Origin of the sequence: Modestobacter excelsi (assembly GCF_005930495.1) — a bacterium.
GTDB classification, from domain to species: domain Bacteria; phylum Actinomycetota; class Actinomycetes; order Mycobacteriales; family Geodermatophilaceae; genus Modestobacter; species Modestobacter excelsi.
In genome coordinates this window covers 1-16,029 of record NZ_SJEX01000109.1, presented here as the reverse complement: position 1 = coordinate 16,029, position 16,029 = coordinate 1, and the positions used below count along the sequence as shown (strand labels likewise).

Sequence of the window (16,029 nt, the reverse complement as noted above, 5' to 3'; positions counted from 1 at the left end):
GCCCCGGTCGGCCCGGCGCCGGGTGCGCCGTCCGGATCGGGGACGGGCGTGTTCGTGAGCAGCACGTGCAGTTCCTCACAGCACCACGCTGCCCAGCAGCTCGCCGTCCTGACGCCCGAGGTGGTCGCGGCTCAGGCTCGGGCCTGGGTCGGGAAGACCCGCGACGCCATGGCGCGGGTCATCGGTCGCATCGATCGCCCAGGGGTCCGTCCCGGCTGACGCACGGCCTCGTCTCCGTGGCTCGCTCGTGCGCTCGACGAGCGCCCTGCTGAGCCGGGAACGCGTGCGGTCCCACCGCCGACCGATCGACCCCTGCCCACCTCCCGTTGTCCGCGCTTGCGGTTGCGTAGAAGAGCGCGTCTGGAACAAGGACCTGACAGATGAGGCGACACCCAGCCCTCACCCTGCCGCCGCGCCGCTCGGGCGCGTCGACGCCCGACCCGGAGCAGACCCCCACCGATCACCGATCGGCTCCCTGCACCCGTCCCCGGTCCGCCCGTGGGGGGTGGACTGCATGACCGACACCCGTGCCCGCGCCTGGAGTGGCGACCAGCCGATGCGCCCCAGGTCCTCGTGGCTGGCTGCCACGATGACCGCCGCCCGTGAGCGACATGCCTGGCGGGACACCTACGTCCGGCGGATCGCGGTGGCGGACGCCGTCTGCGCGGCCGTCGCCGCCCTCGTCGGTTACGGCCTCCGGTTCGGGACCCAGCAAACACCAGGGGGCCACGCGGACATGTGGCTCCTCGTCCTGCTGCCGTTCGTCTGGACCTCCGCGATGCTCGTCGCCCGCACGTACGAGAAGCGCTACCTGTGGCTCGGCCCCGAGGAGTTCCGCCGGATCTTCTTCGCCTCCGCGCTGCTCCTCGCGAGCGTCGGCACGGTGTCCTGGGCCTTCCGGCTCGAGGTCGCCCGGGGCTTCGTCGTGATCGCCCTGCCACTGACCACCGTGCTGACCCTGGCCCAGCGCTTCGCCCAGCGGAAGTGGGTGCACAAGCAGCGGAGGGCCGGTCGCTTCCTCCAGTCGGCGATCCTCGTGGGTCACCGCAGCGGGGTCGCCGCCCTGCACGCACAGATGGAGCGCGAGCCCTATCAGGGCTACCGCGTGATCGGGTGCTGCGTGCCGCAGGCCCGGGAGGACGTCTTCCACGGCATCCCCGTGCTGGGCGACCTGGACGAGGTGGTCCACGCCGTCCGCCGCCACAAGGTGGACACGGTGGCCGTCCTGCCCTCGGCCGAGCTGGAGGGGCCCGCCCTGCGGCGCCTCGGCTGGGAGCTGGAGAAGACCTCGGCCGAGCTGCTGCTGGCACCGTCGGTGACCGAGATCGCCGGTCCGCGGGTGAGCATCCGGCCCGTGTGCGGTCTGCCGCTGCTGCACGTCGAGCGCCCGGAGCTGCGCGGCGTCCGCCGGCTGGCGAAGGCAGTCCTGGACCGCACCGGTGCGGCCGTCCTGGTGGCGGTCCTGCTCCCCCTCCTGGTGGGGGTGGCCCTCGCCATCAAGCTGACCAGCAGCGGCCCGGTCCTCTTCCGGCAGGAACGGGTCGGCCGTGACGGCCGCGTCTTCTGGATGCTGAAGTTCCGCACCATGGGCGTCGACGCCGACCGCGTCGCCCAGGAGCTCGCGCAGCGGAGCGACGGCAACGGGGTGCTGTTCAAGATGCGCATGGACCCCCGGGTCACCCGGGTCGGCAGGTTCCTCCGCCGGTACTCGCTCGACGAGCTGCCGCAGCTGCTCAACGTGCTGCGAGGGGACATGTCCCTCGTCGGCCCGCGACCGCCGCTGCAGCGCGAGGTCGAGCTGTACGGCTTCGACATGCACCGCCGCTTCCTCATGAAGCCGGGCCTCACCGGGCTGTGGCAGGTGAGCGGGCGGTCGGACCTGTCCTGGGAGGACTCCGTCCGCATCGACGTCCGGTACGTGGAGAACTGGTCGCTGACGTTCGACCTCATGATCATGTGGAAGACGATCGGAGCCGTCCTTCGTGGCCCGGGCGCGTACTGAGCGGCGGACTACGGAAGGGGAGCCAGCAACCCGGCGGCCTCGAGGGTGCCGGCCGCGGCACGCAGACCGGCGAAGTCGACGCCGGCGACGGCGGCTGTGTCGAGCAGCGAGGTGGACCCGTCGGCGTAGGCGAGCACCCACAGCATCGCCATCACCGCATCGCTGGCCGACTTGCCACCTGTGGTCGGGTAGATGCCCCGCTTGCCCAGCTGCGGCTCACCGTGGGGACTGAGGTTCTCGTAGCGCCGGTCGTTCTCCAGGACGTCGATGATCTCCAGCACGGCGAGGTAGGACTCCGCCACCTCTGCAGGCGCGACGAAGGACAGGTCGTCGGCGGACGTGTGGTACTCGGGGTACTCCCCGTGCGGGGTCCGCGACAGCCGGCCGACGGGCAGGTCGAAGCCGATGGCGTTGAACTGCCGCTCGTCGTAGCCGTAGGGCGAGTAGCCGCGGACCTCGCCGCCGCGACGGGCGACGACGTGCGCGGCCGCGCGGTCGATGCTCCGCTCCCCGCGCCGCGTGCGCTTGTAGACGAGGCGACCCGGCCCGCCCAGCCCGGTCAGCACGAGCCCGTGCCGGAGACGGGGCAGCACGTCAGCGTTACGGCTGAGCCAGGTGATCGACCCGATCGTCCCCGGCGCGAACAGGAAGCGGTACGTGTAGCGCCGGGACTCCAGTGACCTGAGGGCGCAGGCCAGCTGCGTGGCGACGGCGATGCCGGAGAGGTTGTCGTTCGCCAGGGAGGGATGGCACACGTGCGCGCTGATCAGCACCTCGTCGGTGCTGTCGCCCGGCAGCACGAACTCCCCGTAGGTCAGCTCCCCCGGCGCGATGGTGGTGTCGACGACCACCTCGTACGGCCCCTCGTCCATCGAGCGCAGCAGCCGATCGGGGAGGCAGAACCCCCAGTCGCGGTTGTAGTACGTCGTCCGGTACGGGATCCAGTCCGGCCGGTCCGGCAGCGTGTGCAGGTGCGGGCGCAGCTCGCTGAGCGTCATGGTGGCGCGCACCGGGGCGCTGTAGCTCACCAGGTGCAGGTTGTGCCGCTGGAAGTCGACCACCCGACGGCCCTGCCGGTCGGCGATGTAGGCGTCCCGGACGTTCCACTCGTCGGTGACCGTCCAGTCGAAGGCCTGCGTGCCCGACGGGACGCTGCGCCGCTCGAGGTCGAGGGACTCCGCGAGGACGTCCAGGGTGGCCCGAACACCGTCCCCGGTGATGCTGCGGCAGATCGGGTACAGCCGGGTCATCGCCGCGTGCATGGCCTCGCCGAGCGCCGGGAGGTCCTGCTCGCCGGAGCGGAGCGCGTCCACCTGACGCGCGAGGGTCATCGGCTCACGACCTCGAACGGAGCAGGTCGTCCAGGAGGCCGGCGGCCCGCAGCCGGTTCACCCGGTGCAGCCGGACGTACCGTTCGCCCTCGAAGTCCTCGGCGGTCAGGCCGATGCGGTCCATGTCGGCGGCGAGCTCCTTGATCCCGTCCGGCACGGTCCACCCGGGGCGGAACGCCGGCAGCAGCTGACCGATCTTCGTGAAGTCCACCCGGTAGTCGCGCTTGTCCGGGCTCGCGCCCTCGGCGAACGTCACCGGCGCGTCGAATGCCTCGGCGACCGCGGTCGCGATCGTGCGGATCTGCACGACGTCCTCGTCCCGGCCGACGTTGAAGGCCTGGTCGTGGACCACGTCCCGAGGAGCCTCGAGCACGGCCAGGAACGCCCGCGAGATGTCCTGCGCGTGCACGAGGGGCCGCCAGGGGGAGCCGTCGCTCTGCAGTCGGACCTCCCCCCTGGTGAACGCCGTCCCGGTCAGGTTGTTGACCACGATGTCGGCCCGGAGCCGCGGGGAGGACCCGTACGCGGTGGCGTTGCGGAGGTAGGTGGGGCTGAAGCGCTCGTCGGCGAGGACGCTGATGCCGCGCTCGGCCCGCACCTTGCTCTCGCCGTACGGCGTCACCGGGTGGAAGGAGCTGTCCTCGGTGACCGGTGCGTCCCCCGCTGCCCCGTAGAGGGAGCAGGACGAGGAGAAGAGGAAGCGCTCGACTCCCGCCGCCTTGGCCGCGCGGGCCATGCGGACGGCTCCCTCGGCGTTGACCGAGTAGGTCGCCTGCGGGTTGAGGTGCCCCACCGGGTCGTTGGAGATGGCGGCGAGGTGCACCACCGCGTCGAAGCCGGCCAGGTCGTCCGGGGTGACGTCCCGGATGTCGCCGGTGCGGGAGGTGTAGCCCTGAGGCTGCTCCCCGAAGTCGCAGCCGTCGTACCAGCCGGCGTCCAGCCCCTCGACCTGGTGCCCGGCCTCCATCAGGAGAGGCACGAGCACCGCGCCGATGTAGCCGCGGTCACCGTCCACGAGAACACGCATCGAGCACCCACTTCTGAGTCGGGACAGGAGGTCACACGGGTCGTGACGAGGGGGTGGCCGGGATCCGGCGCGGGGCGGCCAACCTCCGCAGCGCCGGTGCGACCGGGCGACCGCGGAGCAGCCCGGCTGTCGAGCCGGCGTCCAGCGCCTTCGCGTACACGGTCAGGGACTCGGACACCGCCTCGACGGTGCGATCGACGTCGTCATCGGTGTGCGCCGCGGAGATGACGAAGGACTGCCCGAGGATGCCCCGCTCGAGCATCTCCTGGAGGAACAGCGTCCGGAACTCCTGCGACGGCCGGCCGAGGTGGTCGCGCGTCACGAACACCTCGCACGACGGCCTGCCGACGACGGCGAAGTGGTCGGCGATGCCCAGTGCGGCCGCCGCTGCGTTGGCTCCGTCGGCGAGCCTGCGGCCCTGCTCCTCCAGAACGGCCACCACGTCGCGCTGCCGGTACTCCTCGGCCACGGCCAGGTAGGCCGCGAGGCCGGTGGTCTCCGGGCCATGGGTGGTCGAGAGCAGGAAGGTCCGGGCCGCGTCCGTCCGCAGGCCACCGAGCTCCATCAGCTCTCGTCTACCGGCGAGAGCCGACACGGCGAAGCCGTTGCCGAGGGCCTTGCCCCAGGTGGACAGGTCGGGGGTGACGCCGTACACGCCCTGGGCCCCGCTCGGGGACCAGCGCATGCCCGTGATCATCTCGTCGAAGACCAGCACGAGACCGTCCCGGTCGGCCAGGGAGCGCAGGCCCTCCAGGAACCCGGTCTCGGGAGCGACCGTGCCCGTGGCCGCCTCGAGGAAGACACAGGCGACCCGGCCGGGGTGCTGTTCCAGCAGGCGCTCGACGGAGCCGAGGTCGTTGTAGTCGAAGCCGACGGTCAGGGCACGCTCGGCATCCGGGATCCCGGCGTTCATCTCGGTGGTGCCGATGAACCAGTCGTCGGTCGAGAAGAACGGCTGTGACCGGCAGATCGCCACCAGGTCCCGGCCGGTGGCCGCCCGGGCCAGTCGGACCGCCGCGGTCGCCACGTCGGAGCCGTTCTTGGCGAACTTCACCATGTCCGCCCCGGGCACCTGCCGGAGGAACTCCTCCGCGGCCCGCAGCTCGTACACCGACGGCCGGCTGAAGCTGACGCCGCTCCGCGCAGCCTCCGCCACGGCCTCGACGACGGGCGCGTAGGCGTGCCCGAGCGTCACCGACCGGAGCCCCATGCCGTACTCGACGTACCAGTTGCCGTCGACGTCCTGCACGTGCGCGCCCTCGCCCCGCGCGATCACCGGCGCCATGCCCTCGGGGTACTGGTCGGAGCCGCGGGCGTAGGTGTGCGCCCCTCCGGGCACGAGCTCGTGCAGCCTCTGCTGCATCGCGGTCGACGTGGTGAAGCTCCTGCCGACCGCCGGGGTGGGCGTCATCCGGTGCCTCCCGCGGCCAGGTCCAGGAGCAGCTTCCGGGACACGAACCCCTCGGCGTAGCGGGACCTGCTCTCCATGCCCCGCATGCGCATGACGCCGGAGAAGAGCTCGTCGTCCCACCAGTCCCGCCGGGCCTGGGACGGGAAGCACTTGTGGAGCAGTTCCACCTTGCGTCGCGCATCGCCGTCCGTCAGGCGGACGTAGACGTTCGGCGACCGGGAGTCGCCGTCCCACTTGGGGATCTCGTAGTGCAGGACCAGGGCGTCCCGCCAGACCGTGCTCACCAGCTGCCCGAGCAGGCGGTGGTCCTGGTGCGCGTCATCGGCGCGCGGCGCCATCACGACGGTCGGTTGCACCTCACCGGCCGCCTCCTCCAGCGCCGCCTTGACGTCGCCCCAGTGCCCGGGCAGGCGGCCGTCCGGCAGGTCCAGCACGCGGACGGTCGCACCGGGGAAGAACTGCGGGAGCGCCGCCTCGGCCTCCGCCCTGCGCTCCGGGGTGCCCGTCATGACCAGCCCGGCGACCGTCGTCCCGGGCCGGCCGCCGAGCCCCAGGAGGGTGCCGCCACAGCCGATCTCGATGTCGTCCGGGTGGGCGCCGACACAGACGATGTCCAGCCGACCCCCCGGGGCTGCGAGGCCGATCACGCAGCACACCTCGAGCGACCGGCGGGGCTACCGGGCATCCGTGCCACTGGGCTCCGCCATCATCACCGGGAAGACCGTGTGCCCCGGATCCACGGGCCGGTCCCGCCAGACGGCCCACGGACTGACCCCGCTCCGGTACTGGTCCTCCAGGGCGGTCCGCTCCTTGAGGGTGTCCATGGGCGCCCAGAAGCCGTCGTAGGGCGTCGCGCAGAGCTTGCCGTCCGCGGCGGCCCGTACGAAGCCGTCCATGACGAGGTCGTCGCCCGGGTTGAGGTAGTCGAAGATGCCCTGCCGCAGGACGAAGTACCCCCCGTTGATGCGCATCGACATGTCCGCGACCGGCACCAGCCCGGTCACCCGGTCCCCACCGGACAGCTCCACGACGTGGAAGGAGTCCTGGGGCCGCACCGCGAGGAGGTTGGCCACCGCGTCCTTGCCCTCGAACTCGGCGATCAGGTCGTTCATCGGGGCGTCGGTGAGCACGTCCCCGTAGTTGGCGAGGAACATCTCGTCGCCCTCGAGGTAGGGCCGCACCCGGCGCAGTCGCTCGCCGATGGCCGTGGAGATCCCGGTGTCGATGAAGGTGATCGTCCATGCGCTGATGTCGGTGGCGAGCATGTCCACGTGCTTGCCGCCCTTGGTGAGCACGAAGTCGTTGGAGCTCGTCTCCCGGTAGTCCAGGAAGTAGTCCTTGACCGCGTGCGCGCCGTAGCCCAGGCACAGGATGAACTCGGTGTGCCCGAAGTGGGCGTAGTAGCGCATGACGTGCCACAGCACCGGACGGCTGCCGATGGGCATCATCGGCTTGGGCAGGGACTCCGGTCCGGTCCGGATCCGCATGCCCAGCCCGCCACAGAAGATGACGACCTTCATCGCTGTCTCCCCTCGGGGGTCTGGAGTACCTCGAGCCGGGGCAGCGCCACGACGAGCTTCCCGCCCCAGGTCCGGACGTCGTGGAGCTGCGCGGCGATCTCGTCCCTGAGGTTCCAGGGCATGATCAGCACGTAGTCCGGCCGCTCCTGCGCGAGCGCCTCCGGCGGGTGGATCGGGATGTGCGTGCCCGGCAGGAACCTGCCCTGCTTGAACGGGTTGCGGTCGACGGCGAACGCGATCTGGTCGGTGCGGACGCCGCAGTGGTTGAGCAGCGTGTTGCCCTTCCCCGGTGCGCCGTAGGCGACGACCGTCTCCCCCCGGCGGGAGCGCTCCACCAGGAACTCCACGAGGTCGTTGCGCACCCGCGCGACCGCCGCAGCGAAGCCGGTGTGGCCCTCGAGCGTGTGCAGGCCCGCCGCCGCCTCCGCGGCCAGGACGGACGCGACGGCGTCGGTCGGCGGCCGGGCCTGGTCGGCCGGCATCGACCAGGTGCGCAGCGACCCGCCGTGCGTCGGCAGCTCCTCGACGTCGACGACGGTCAGGCCGGCCTCGGCCAGGACCCGCTGCGTCGTGAGGAGCGAGAGGTAGGAGTAGTGCTCGTGGTAGATCGTGTCGTACTCGTTGCCCTCGATGAGCCGCAGCAGGTGCGGGATCTCGATGGTGACCGTCCCGTCGTCGGCGACCAGCCGTCGCAGGCCCTTCGCGAAGTCGACGATGTCGGGGACGTGGGCGAAGACGTTGTTGGCCACCACCAGGTCGGCTGCCCCGTGCCGGGCCGCGACGTCCCGGCCGGTCTCCTCCCCCAGGAAGGTGACCTCGGTGGGGACCCCCTTCTCCACGGCGGCCTCGGCCACGTTGGCCGCGGGCTCGATGCCCAGGGCGCGGATCCCCCGCTCGACGACGTGCTGCAGCAGGTACCCGTCGTTGCTCGCCACCTCGACGATGAAGGAGTCCGTGTCCAGCGACAGCCGCTCGACCGCCTCCTCCACGAAGGTCTTGGCGTGTGCGACCCACGAGTCGCTGTAGGAGGAGAAGTAGGCGTAGTGGCTGAAGATGTCCTCGGCCTGGATGTAGGCGGGGAGCTGGACCAGCAGGCACTGTGCGCAGACCCGGACGTGCAAGGGGTAGAACACCTCGCCGCTGTCGAGCTGGTCCGCGGTCAGGTAGCTCTCACAGGGCGGTGACATGCCGAGGTCGACGAAGGTGTGGACCAGTTCGGCTCCGCAGAGCCGGCAGTGCGGTGCGCTCATGGCCGTGACCTCGACGGGAGACGGGACGGGTGGCATGCTCGCCGCGGCCGAGCGGAGGAGTGAGGACCATGCGCTGGAGCGTCACCCGCATCCCCGGCGTCCTCGAGTTCACGCCGACGCCGCACGTCGACGACCGCGGCTTCTTCAGCAGGACCTTCGACGCCGACGTCGCGCGGGAGGCGGGGATCGACCCGGACGGCTTCGTCCAGGACAGCATGTCCCGCTCGCGGCGCGGAGTGCTCCGGGGCCTGCACGTCCGGGTGGGCGAGGGCGAGAGCAAGCTGGTGCGCTGCTCCTCCGGCCAGGTGTTCGACGTGGTCGTCGACCTCCGCCCGGACTCGCCCACCCACCGGGAGTGGATCTCCGTCGTCCTCGACGGCGAGAAGCAGAACTCGGTCTTCATCCCCGCCGGATGCGCGCACGGCTTCCAGGCGCTGACCGAGCCGGCGGACACCGCCTACCGGATCGACCGGCGTCACGACCCGCACGAGGACCTCACGATCGCTCATGACGACCCCGAACTCGCCATCCCATGGCCCCTCCCCGTCGCTGCCTTGTCACGGTCCGACGCTGCCGCGTCGCCGATCGCGGAGCTGTCCACGGCGCTGAGCGCCATCCGGGCCCGAGCCGGCACGGACCGGTGGGGACAGGGGTGAGCCCCAGCCGAGGACCCGCTGCCGCGTGCGGTGCCCCTGCTCGGCGAGCTGCTGCTTGAGCGGGCGGAGGCGGGTGAGGAGCCCCGGTGCACACTGCAGGAGCAGCAGGATGGCCTGGACCCGAAGAGTGGATCGCTGCGCGCGTGCGTCCCGGGTGAACCCGCGGGCCGCCTCGATGTCACCGTCGACGAAGGCCTGGCGGGCGCGACGCAGCGCCTGGAAGTACCGCAGCCGGCGCACCGGCGTCTGCACGATCAGGAGATGGCGGGGGTCGCCCGACTGCTCCGCGAACATCTCGAAGGTGCGGATCAGCGAGTTTTCGAACTGCTCCACCTTGTCGGGGTGCCGGGACAGGGACTGGTCCCGCACCCGGTACCGGCCGAGCTTGTCCGGGACCAGCCGGACCTCGAAGTCATGGGCCAGCCGCAGCCACATCAGCACGTCGCTCTCGACGTCGGGCTGGTACCCGCCGACGGCCTGCCAGGCGCTCCTCCGGACGGCGCCCGTGTAGTAGGGGACCCGGCCGGCCAGGACCTCCTCCACGGTGAGGACGTCCCCGCCCCTACCCGGCGGAGGGCTGCCGATCGACTCGAGGAGGCTCTGCCGCACGGGGCGTTCGTCCCCGTCCAGGACCAGGTACGCGTCGCACCCGACGGCGTCCGCGGACGGGTGCCGGTCGAGGACGTCGAGCACCCTGGCCGTGAACTCGGGCATGACCTCGTCGTCGCTGTCCAGGACGCTGAACCAGTCCCCCCGTGCCACCGCGGCCGCCGCCATGACCCCGCCCGCGTAGCCCCGGTTCTCCTGGCGGACCAACCGCACCCGCGGGTCGTCGCTGAAGGACCGGACGATGGACGCGATCTCGTCCGACTTGCCGTTGTCGACGACGACCAGCTCCCAGTCCGGGCTGGTCTGCGCCAGGACCGAGGAGATGGTGGCGGCGAGGTAGGCCTCGGTCCGGTAGGCAGGGGTCAGGAAGCTCAGCCGCGGCCGGTCGTCGGGGCGGTGCACCGTCACCAGCCCAGTCCCAGGTACTCGCCGCCGCGGCGCCCCTCGCGCAGCCGGGGGACGTGCAGGAGGTCGAGCACGACGGTGCCGGCCGGGGCGTTCTCGACGGCGGAGAGCGTCGCCTCGTCGCGGGCAGCTACCACGAGCACCTCCCCGTGGTTGGCGACGGTCTCCCGGTCCTCGGTCAGGAGTTGCGCCAGGTGCGGCAGCCGCTCGTCGATGTGCGCCTTGTTCGAGCCGGTGAGCCGGGAGAGGGCGACGTTCTCGTCGTGGATCACGACGTCGCAGCCCTTCCCCACCAACCGCTCGGCCAGCTCCACCATCGGGCTCTCGCGCAGGTCGTCGGTCCCGGACTTGAACGAGAGGCCGAACATCCCGACCTTGCGCTTGCCGAGGGCGAGGATGGTGTCCAGCGCACGGTGCAGGTGCGCCTCGTTCGAGGTCAGGATGTTGGCGATGACGGGCACCTCGACGTCGTGCTTCCGGGCAGCGTGCGTGAGGGCGCGGACGTCCTTCGGCAGGCAGGACCCGCCGAACGCGAACCCCGGCCGCAGGTAGGCCGCGCTGAGGTTGAGCTTGGTGTCGGACAGGAAGACGTCCATCACGTCGTGGGAGTCGAGCCCCAGCGCGGCGCAGATCGCCCCGATCTCGTTGGCGAAGTCGACCTTGAGCGCGTGGAAGACGTTGTCCACGTACTTGGCCATCTCGGCGACGCCGAGCGGGACGAGGAACCGCGGGCCGGGCAGCCCGTCGTAGAGGCCGGCCACGAGGGCAGCCGATCTGTCCTCCGTGTGACCGATGACCGTCTTCGGCGGCTCGAAGAAGTCCCGGACGCTCGTCCCCTCGCGGAGGAACTCCGGGTTGACGCACACCCCCAGGTCGGCCCCGACCCGCCGGCCGGACCGCTCCTCGAGCAGTGGGATCAGCATCCCTTCGCACGTCCCCGGGAGCATCGTGCTGCGGTAGACGACCGTGTGCGGTCCGGCCTTGGTCGCCAGCGCGGACCCGATCTGCGCGGTCACCGCCTCCAGGTAGGCGGTGGAGAGACCTCCGCCGGTCAGCGAGGGCGTCGGCACGCAGACCAGGGACACGTCGCTGTCGCGCACCGCGACCGTGGCGCTGTCGGTGACGGAGAGCAGGCCGGACCCGACCGCATCCCGGACCAGTTCTCCCAGTCCCGCCTCGATGACGGGGGCCGTCCCTCGGCGCAGCAGGTCGAGCTTGCGCGGGTCGACGTCCACGCCGACGACGCGGTGCCCCCGGGAGGCGAAGCACGCGGCCGAGATGGATCCGACGTAGCCGAGTCCGAAGACGCTGATGGCAGGTGGCAGCGCGTCCGATCCCATTTCGGTCACCCCCGTCTCAGGTGCCCCCCCGTTGTCTTGGCGCAGGTTAGGGGCGCGCCGGGGGGCGGCAACCAGACCTCCGCGCGCGGATGAGCGTCCGTGGCGCGTCGGCACTCACAGCGGTGACCTCGTGACTTCGACCACACGACGTCGCACGCAGGCTGTACCGCACGGGTGCTGCCCTCGTAGCGCGGCCGCCGGGGAGTGTCGTAGCCTGCCCGGGCCCGGGGCCCGCGCTCCTCTCACCAGCGCTGGAGCGAGTGCAGATGACGCGAGCGCGGCCGACCGCCTCCCGAGGCTCCTGGCGTCCTCCGACGTGGGCCCTGCTGGTCCTGCTGGTGTGCCTGGTGGCCGCCGCCGGTGCCTGGGTCCTCTGGCGTGATCCACCGCAGGGACAAGCCATGCACATCGCCGGCGCGAGCAGCTACCCCGACACCCCGTGGCCGATGGCCGCGCCGAGGGTCACGGACGGCGGGCCGCCCTTCGTGACGTCGGTCAGCCCGACCGGTCACCACTTCCTCGACCAGTACGGTCAGCCGATCCTGCTGAAGGGCGATGCGCCGTGGTCGCTGATGGACGACCTGTCCGCCGCCCAGGCCGAGTCCTACTTCGCCACCCGGGAGGCGCAGGGCTACAACGCGGCGATCATCTCCTTGCTCGGCGACCCGGCGAACGGCGGACCCCACGCGGATGGCAGCACGTTCGACGGCATCGCACCGTTCATCGACGGGGACGTGCTCCGGTGGGACGAGCGCTACTGGTCGCGGGTGACGTCCTACCTCCGGATGGCCGCCGACCACGGCATCACCGTGCTGCTCTACCCCGTCGACGGATGGACCATCGGACACGCGTTCACCCCCGAGTCCATCGACCAGTGCCTGACCTACGGCCGCAGGGTCGCCGACCGGTTCGCGGACCTGCCCAACCTCATGTGGATGACCGGCGGTGACTACGTCCCGGCGACCGACGACCTCGCCGCCGGCAGTGATGTCGATCGCTGCTGGGACGCCATGCTGCGCGGGGTGCGGGAGACCGGCGACGGGCGGCCCTTCTCCGTCCAGCTGAGCTACGACGAGTCGATCTCGAGTGACAACCCGTTCTGGGCGCGACGGATCGACTGGGACTTCGTCTACACCTACCACCCCACCTACACCGCCGTCCTGGAGGCGCAGGGGCGCAGACCTCCCAGGCCGGTGGTCCTGGGAGAGGCCAACTACGAGGGCGAGAACAACCAGCCGGAGTCCGCGCCGACCACCGACGAGACGCTGCGCCGCCAGGTTCTGTGGAGCCTGACCTCCGGCGCTGCGGGGGAGATCGCCGGCAGCCAGGACTGGCAGTTCCGCCCCGGGTGGGAGACGCGGCTGTCGACCCCCGCGGTGGTCCAGATTGGACGGCTGCGCCAGCTGTTCACCGGCCTGCGGTGGTGGGAGCTCGTGCCGGACACCTCCGACGAGCTGGTGACGGCCGGGCGGGGTGCACCGCTGAGCGCCGGCACCACGATGGACGTGCTGGACGACGACTACGTGACGGCGGCCCGGACGCCCGACGGCCGGCAGGCCGTGGTCTACCTGCCGACCCCGCGCACGATCTCCGTGAACGCCGGCGTGCTGGCCGCCGGCAGCCAGGCGTTCTGGGTGGACCCGACGTCCGGGCAGCAGGTGCCGGTGCCGATGTCGACCAGCTTCAGCACCCCCGGCCCGAACGGGGAGGGGGACGGGGACTGGGTCTTGCTCTTCACCTCGTGAGAGGGATCAGCGGACCTCACGGCGACCCGTACGTGACCGCACCGGGACGCGACCGGTCGACGACGACCTCCCGGCGGTCCAGTCCCCAGCACCACGAGGCCGTGATGAGGTCCCCGTCCCGGGACACCACGAGATCGGCCACGAAATCCCCTTCGCCGGCCGGAGCATGGACCACCGTGGCCATTACCAGCGGAGCCGCCCCGCGCACCACGCCGCCGACGAGCCAGGACGGCACGCGGCTCTCGAGCCTGTCCGACCACCACCCGAGCTGGGTGTCGCCGTCGCCCCGGACCTGGTCGACGGTCGCTCCGGACACCGCCGCGGTGAGGATCTCGAGGACGGCGGCGCCGCTCCGCATGACCCGGTGACCCTGGGCGACCCCGGCGACCTCCAGGTCCGGGTGCAGCGGCCATGACGTCCGCATGTCGTGGACGCCGGCTCCGGTGATCTCGTCGACGACGAGGAGAGTCGGCTCCCCCGGCGGGGCGGACAGCCACCGGCGGTGCGTCACCGGGTCGGCCAGGCGCCGGTACCCGTCGTGCTGGGCGTCGACGATCCCCCGGTCCACGTCGACGGACCCGACCTGCACCTGGGCATGCCTGGTCCACAGGAAGGGACCGCCGGAGACGGACTGGTCCTGGCCGTCGACGGTGACGGTGGGGTGGGCTCGCGTGCCGCGGTGGGCCGACCGCCACTCGGGGTGCCCGTAGTAGCTCGCTGCTCCCGGATGCCCGATGAGGTCGTGACCGTCCACGCTCACGGTGATCGCCAGGGCGTCGGCGTGCCCGTGCGCGGCGATCGCCAGGTAGCCGAGGGGTCCGACGTCCATGGTGGTCCGCCGGCCGGCGGAGCGGAGCACCACGAGCCCTCCGTCGGACGCCACGAAGCTGCTCCCGTAGGACGCGGCCCGTGCCGGAGACGGCCCGCCCGACGGCGATGTCACCGTGCCGATCCAGCTGGCGCCCAACGTGTCGGCGCCCGCTCGGGCCGCCCGGGCGTTGCCGGTGAGCGCGGCGACCACGCCGAGGTGGTCGCGGACGGTCGGTCGCGGCTCGGGTCCGAGCCGCAGGGCGAATCCCTCGTCGTCGTCGCCGTACCGCGGAGGGGGGTCCGCGTCGCCGACCACCGCCGCCAGGTAGTCCGCGCTGCGGTCGATGGCCGCGAGGAGAGGCGCTGGTGGCACGTCCCCCCGGGACTCAAGGAGCACGGCCACGACGACCAGCAGCTCGGCCGTGAACACCTGGTAGCCCACGGCCTGCTCGGCCCCGGCTCCGTCGGGCAGGACCTGCCGGGACGCCTCGGTCACCAGACCGTCCATCGCGCGCCGCTCCCAGCAGGCTGACGGTGCGAGCTCGGGGAACAGGAGGGCGACGGTGGCCAGACCGGCGAGCTCACCGACGAGGTGGTTGTTCGCCGAGCTGAAGCGTGAGCGGTCCCGCCAGCAGCGCTCGGCGCTCCCTGCCAGCATCCGGACGACCCGCTCGAACCGGACCGGGGTGAGACCGGCGAAGTCCCGGAGTCCTTGCAGTGCGACGGCCACCGACACCGCGCGGACCCCGGCTTCGAACGCGCCGCGCCAGGCGATCCCCCGGCCCACCGGGTTCTGGTCCAGCCACGAGTCCAGGTGCGCCAGCGCCAGTTCGGCGTACCCGTCTTCGCCGGTGAACAGCCACGCCTGGGCCAGCCACGGGAGGTGCTGGAGGCGGTTGAGCTCCCAGATCCACTTCGGGTCTGCCGCCGCGGTGCGGTGGTCGATCCGTGAGGCGTCCACGAGGGGCCACCGGACGTCACGCAGCGGGTCCCAGTTCCAGTCGATCGGCCACCCGAGCCGCGCCTCGGGGTACCCGAAGTAGGTGACGACACCAGCGCGGATCCGATCCGCCGCGTCGACCACCGCGGCCACCTCGTCGGGATGGCGGACCGCTATCTCCCGGCCCCGTGACCGGTCGAGCAGCACCGGCCGGTCGCGGCACTCCCGGAAGTCCTGCAAGAGGCGCTCCCACCCGGCGCTCGCGGACCCGAGCAGCCGCTCGTCGGGTGACAGCGCGAGGCTGCGGCGGGGAACCCGCTCCTCCACCCAGCGGGCGCTGCGCCAGCCCACCTCGCCGGGCGTCATGGACCGCAGCCGGCGGGCGTACCAACCCAGCCGTCCCGCGCGTGCCGTCGACAGGCCACTCACATCGGTCCCCGTTCCTCGCTCCGCCCTCCCGCGCCGCCGCCGCGCGAGCACGGCGCAGGGCGGGAGTGGTCGGCCCGGCGCAGGTCAGCAAAGCACGCATCGATCCTGCTGGGGCGGGTCGGTTTCATGTCACACTCCGCCGGTGGCGCCGCCTGCGAGGTTCGTGAGCCTGCAGCACCGGGTGCGGCACGCCTTCCCGCTGCGCGGGGTGATGCGAGCGTCGCTGCGGCGGACGGAACTCGCCTCGGCCGACGACATCGCCCGGTTCCAGGAGCGGCGGCTCCGGGCCCTGGTGCGGCTGGCGGCCCGTCGGTCGCCGTTCTACCGGGAGTGGCTCACCACGACCGGAACCGATCCCGGCTCGATCCGCACCCTGGCCGACCTGTCCCGGCTGCCGCTGCTGGATCGCGCCGACCTGGTTGAGCAGCCCGACCGTTTCCTGGTCTACCCCCGCCGGCTGACCTGGCCGGCGCACTCCAGCGGAACCTCCGGCCAGGTGGTCACCGTGCACCGGACCGCCGGCTCCTCGGCGTTCGAGCTGGCGGCGTTGCAAC

The 16,029-nt window shown here is 72.0% G+C and carries 14 protein-coding genes; 5 read left to right on the top strand and 9 right to left on the bottom strand.

The window, feature by feature from the left end:
- Positions 1–219: hypothetical protein (locus tag FHL80_RS25845; protein WP_216870989.1), on the top strand; the 219-nt coding region annotated here is incomplete at its 5' end.
- A gap of 295 nt (positions 220–514) precedes the next feature.
- The gene (locus tag FHL80_RS23320; RefSeq protein WP_216870988.1) at positions 515–2,002 is read left to right on the top strand and encodes a sugar transferase; all 1,488 of its coding nucleotides are present in this window, start codon (positions 515–517) and stop codon (positions 2,000–2,002) included.
- Positions 2,003–2,010: 8 nt separating this feature from the next.
- On the opposite strand, the gene FHL80_RS23315 is transcribed toward FHL80_RS23320, so the two are convergent.
- Genes FHL80_RS23315 through FHL80_RS23290 form a run of 6 tightly spaced genes read right to left on the bottom strand, consistent with a single transcriptional unit; the run spans position 2,011 to position 8,541 of the window.
- Positions 2,011–3,333 (bottom strand): DUF4910 domain-containing protein, encoded by a 1,323-nt coding sequence (locus tag FHL80_RS23315; RefSeq protein ID WP_138735716.1) that lies wholly within the window; start codon positions 3,331–3,333, stop codon positions 2,011–2,013.
- Positions 3,334–3,337: 4 nt separating this feature from the next.
- Positions 3,338–4,360 (bottom strand): NAD-dependent epimerase/dehydratase family protein, encoded by a 1,023-nt coding sequence (locus FHL80_RS23310; RefSeq protein WP_138735715.1) that lies wholly within the window; start codon positions 4,358–4,360, stop codon positions 3,338–3,340.
- 31 nt (positions 4,361–4,391) lie between these two features.
- Positions 4,392–5,771: a glutamate-1-semialdehyde 2,1-aminomutase gene (locus FHL80_RS23305; protein ID WP_138735714.1), complete on the bottom strand. Its 1,380-nt coding sequence runs from the start codon at positions 5,769–5,771 to the stop codon at positions 4,392–4,394.
- Positions 5,768–6,418: a PIG-L deacetylase family protein gene (locus FHL80_RS23300; RefSeq protein ID WP_138735713.1), complete on the bottom strand. Its 651-nt coding sequence runs from the start codon at positions 6,416–6,418 to the stop codon at positions 5,768–5,770. Before FHL80_RS23300 ends, FHL80_RS23305 begins: the two co-directional genes overlap by 4 nt.
- A 27-nt stretch (positions 6,419–6,445) precedes the next feature.
- Positions 6,446–7,291 (bottom strand): sugar phosphate nucleotidyltransferase, encoded by an 846-nt coding sequence (locus FHL80_RS23295; protein WP_138735712.1) that lies wholly within the window; start codon positions 7,289–7,291, stop codon positions 6,446–6,448.
- Positions 7,288–8,541: a class I SAM-dependent methyltransferase gene (locus tag FHL80_RS23290; RefSeq protein WP_138735711.1), complete on the bottom strand. Its 1,254-nt coding sequence runs from the start codon at positions 8,539–8,541 to the stop codon at positions 7,288–7,290. Before FHL80_RS23290 ends, FHL80_RS23295 begins: the two co-directional genes overlap by 4 nt.
- 68 nt (positions 8,542–8,609) lie before the next feature.
- Between FHL80_RS23290 and FHL80_RS23285 the strand changes: the two genes are divergently transcribed.
- Positions 8,610–9,197 carry a dTDP-4-dehydrorhamnose 3,5-epimerase family protein gene (locus FHL80_RS23285; protein WP_138735710.1) on the top strand — a complete coding sequence of 196 codons (588 nt, stop codon included), beginning with the start codon at positions 8,610–8,612 and terminating at the stop codon, positions 9,195–9,197.
- Here FHL80_RS23285 and FHL80_RS23280 read toward each other — a convergent pair.
- Both FHL80_RS23280 and FHL80_RS23275 read right to left on the bottom strand, forming a co-directional pair.
- A complete protein-coding gene (locus tag FHL80_RS23280) occupies positions 9,099–10,214 on the bottom strand; it encodes a glycosyltransferase family 2 protein (RefSeq protein ID WP_216870986.1) in 1,116 nt (371 codons plus the stop codon). The genes FHL80_RS23285 and FHL80_RS23280 overlap by 99 nt on opposite strands.
- Positions 10,211–11,551 carry a nucleotide sugar dehydrogenase gene (locus FHL80_RS23275; RefSeq protein ID WP_138735709.1) on the bottom strand — a complete coding sequence of 447 codons (1,341 nt, stop codon included), beginning with the start codon at positions 11,549–11,551 and terminating at the stop codon, positions 10,211–10,213. The genes FHL80_RS23280 and FHL80_RS23275 overlap by 4 nt, the downstream gene beginning before the upstream one ends.
- 401 nt (positions 11,552–11,952) lie before the next feature.
- On the opposite strand from FHL80_RS23275, the gene FHL80_RS23270 reads away from it, so the two are divergent.
- A complete protein-coding gene (locus tag FHL80_RS23270) occupies positions 11,953–13,296 on the top strand; it encodes a glycoside hydrolase family 140 protein (protein WP_216870985.1) in 1,344 nt (447 codons plus the stop codon).
- A 16-nt stretch (positions 13,297–13,312) separates the two neighbouring features.
- Here FHL80_RS23270 and FHL80_RS23265 read toward each other — a convergent pair whose 3' ends face one another.
- A complete protein-coding gene (locus tag FHL80_RS23265; RefSeq protein WP_138735707.1) occupies positions 13,313–15,412 on the bottom strand; it encodes a heparinase II/III family protein in 2,100 nt (699 codons plus the stop codon).
- A 205-nt stretch (positions 15,413–15,617) separates the two neighbouring features.
- On the opposite strand from FHL80_RS23265, the gene FHL80_RS23260 reads away from it, so the two are divergent.
- A partial coding sequence (locus FHL80_RS23260; RefSeq protein WP_216870984.1) for a phenylacetate--CoA ligase family protein occupies positions 15,618–16,029 on the top strand: 412 nt, incomplete at its 3' end.

What these genes read in the sequence shown, in the direction of transcription:
- FHL80_RS23320 (WP_216870988.1), top strand. Translation starts at nt 515, where the DNA reads ATGACCGACACCCGTGCCCGCGCCTGGAGTGGCGACCAGCCGATGCGC.
- FHL80_RS23315 (WP_138735716.1), bottom strand. Translation starts at nt 3,333, where the DNA reads ATGACCCTCGCGCGTCAGGTGGACGCGCTCCGCTCCGGCGAGCAGGAC.
- FHL80_RS23310 (WP_138735715.1), bottom strand. Translation starts at nt 4,360, where the DNA reads ATGCGTGTTCTCGTGGACGGTGACCGCGGCTACATCGGCGCGGTGCTC.
- FHL80_RS23305 (WP_138735714.1), bottom strand. Translation starts at nt 5,771, where the DNA reads ATGACGCCCACCCCGGCGGTCGGCAGGAGCTTCACCACGTCGACCGCG.
- FHL80_RS23295 (WP_138735712.1), bottom strand. Translation starts at nt 7,291, where the DNA reads ATGAAGGTCGTCATCTTCTGTGGCGGGCTGGGCATGCGGATCCGGACC.
- FHL80_RS23290 (WP_138735711.1), bottom strand. Translation starts at nt 8,541, where the DNA reads ATGAGCGCACCGCACTGCCGGCTCTGCGGAGCCGAACTGGTCCACACC.
- FHL80_RS23285 (WP_138735710.1), top strand. Translation starts at nt 8,610, where the DNA reads ATGCGCTGGAGCGTCACCCGCATCCCCGGCGTCCTCGAGTTCACGCCG.
- FHL80_RS23275 (WP_138735709.1), bottom strand. Translation starts at nt 11,551, where the DNA reads ATGGGATCGGACGCGCTGCCACCTGCCATCAGCGTCTTCGGACTCGGC.
- FHL80_RS23270 (WP_216870985.1), top strand. Translation starts at nt 11,953, where the DNA reads ATGCACATCGCCGGCGCGAGCAGCTACCCCGACACCCCGTGGCCGATG.
- FHL80_RS23265 (WP_138735707.1), bottom strand. Translation starts at nt 15,412, where the DNA reads ATGACGCCCGGCGAGGTGGGCTGGCGCAGCGCCCGCTGGGTGGAGGAG.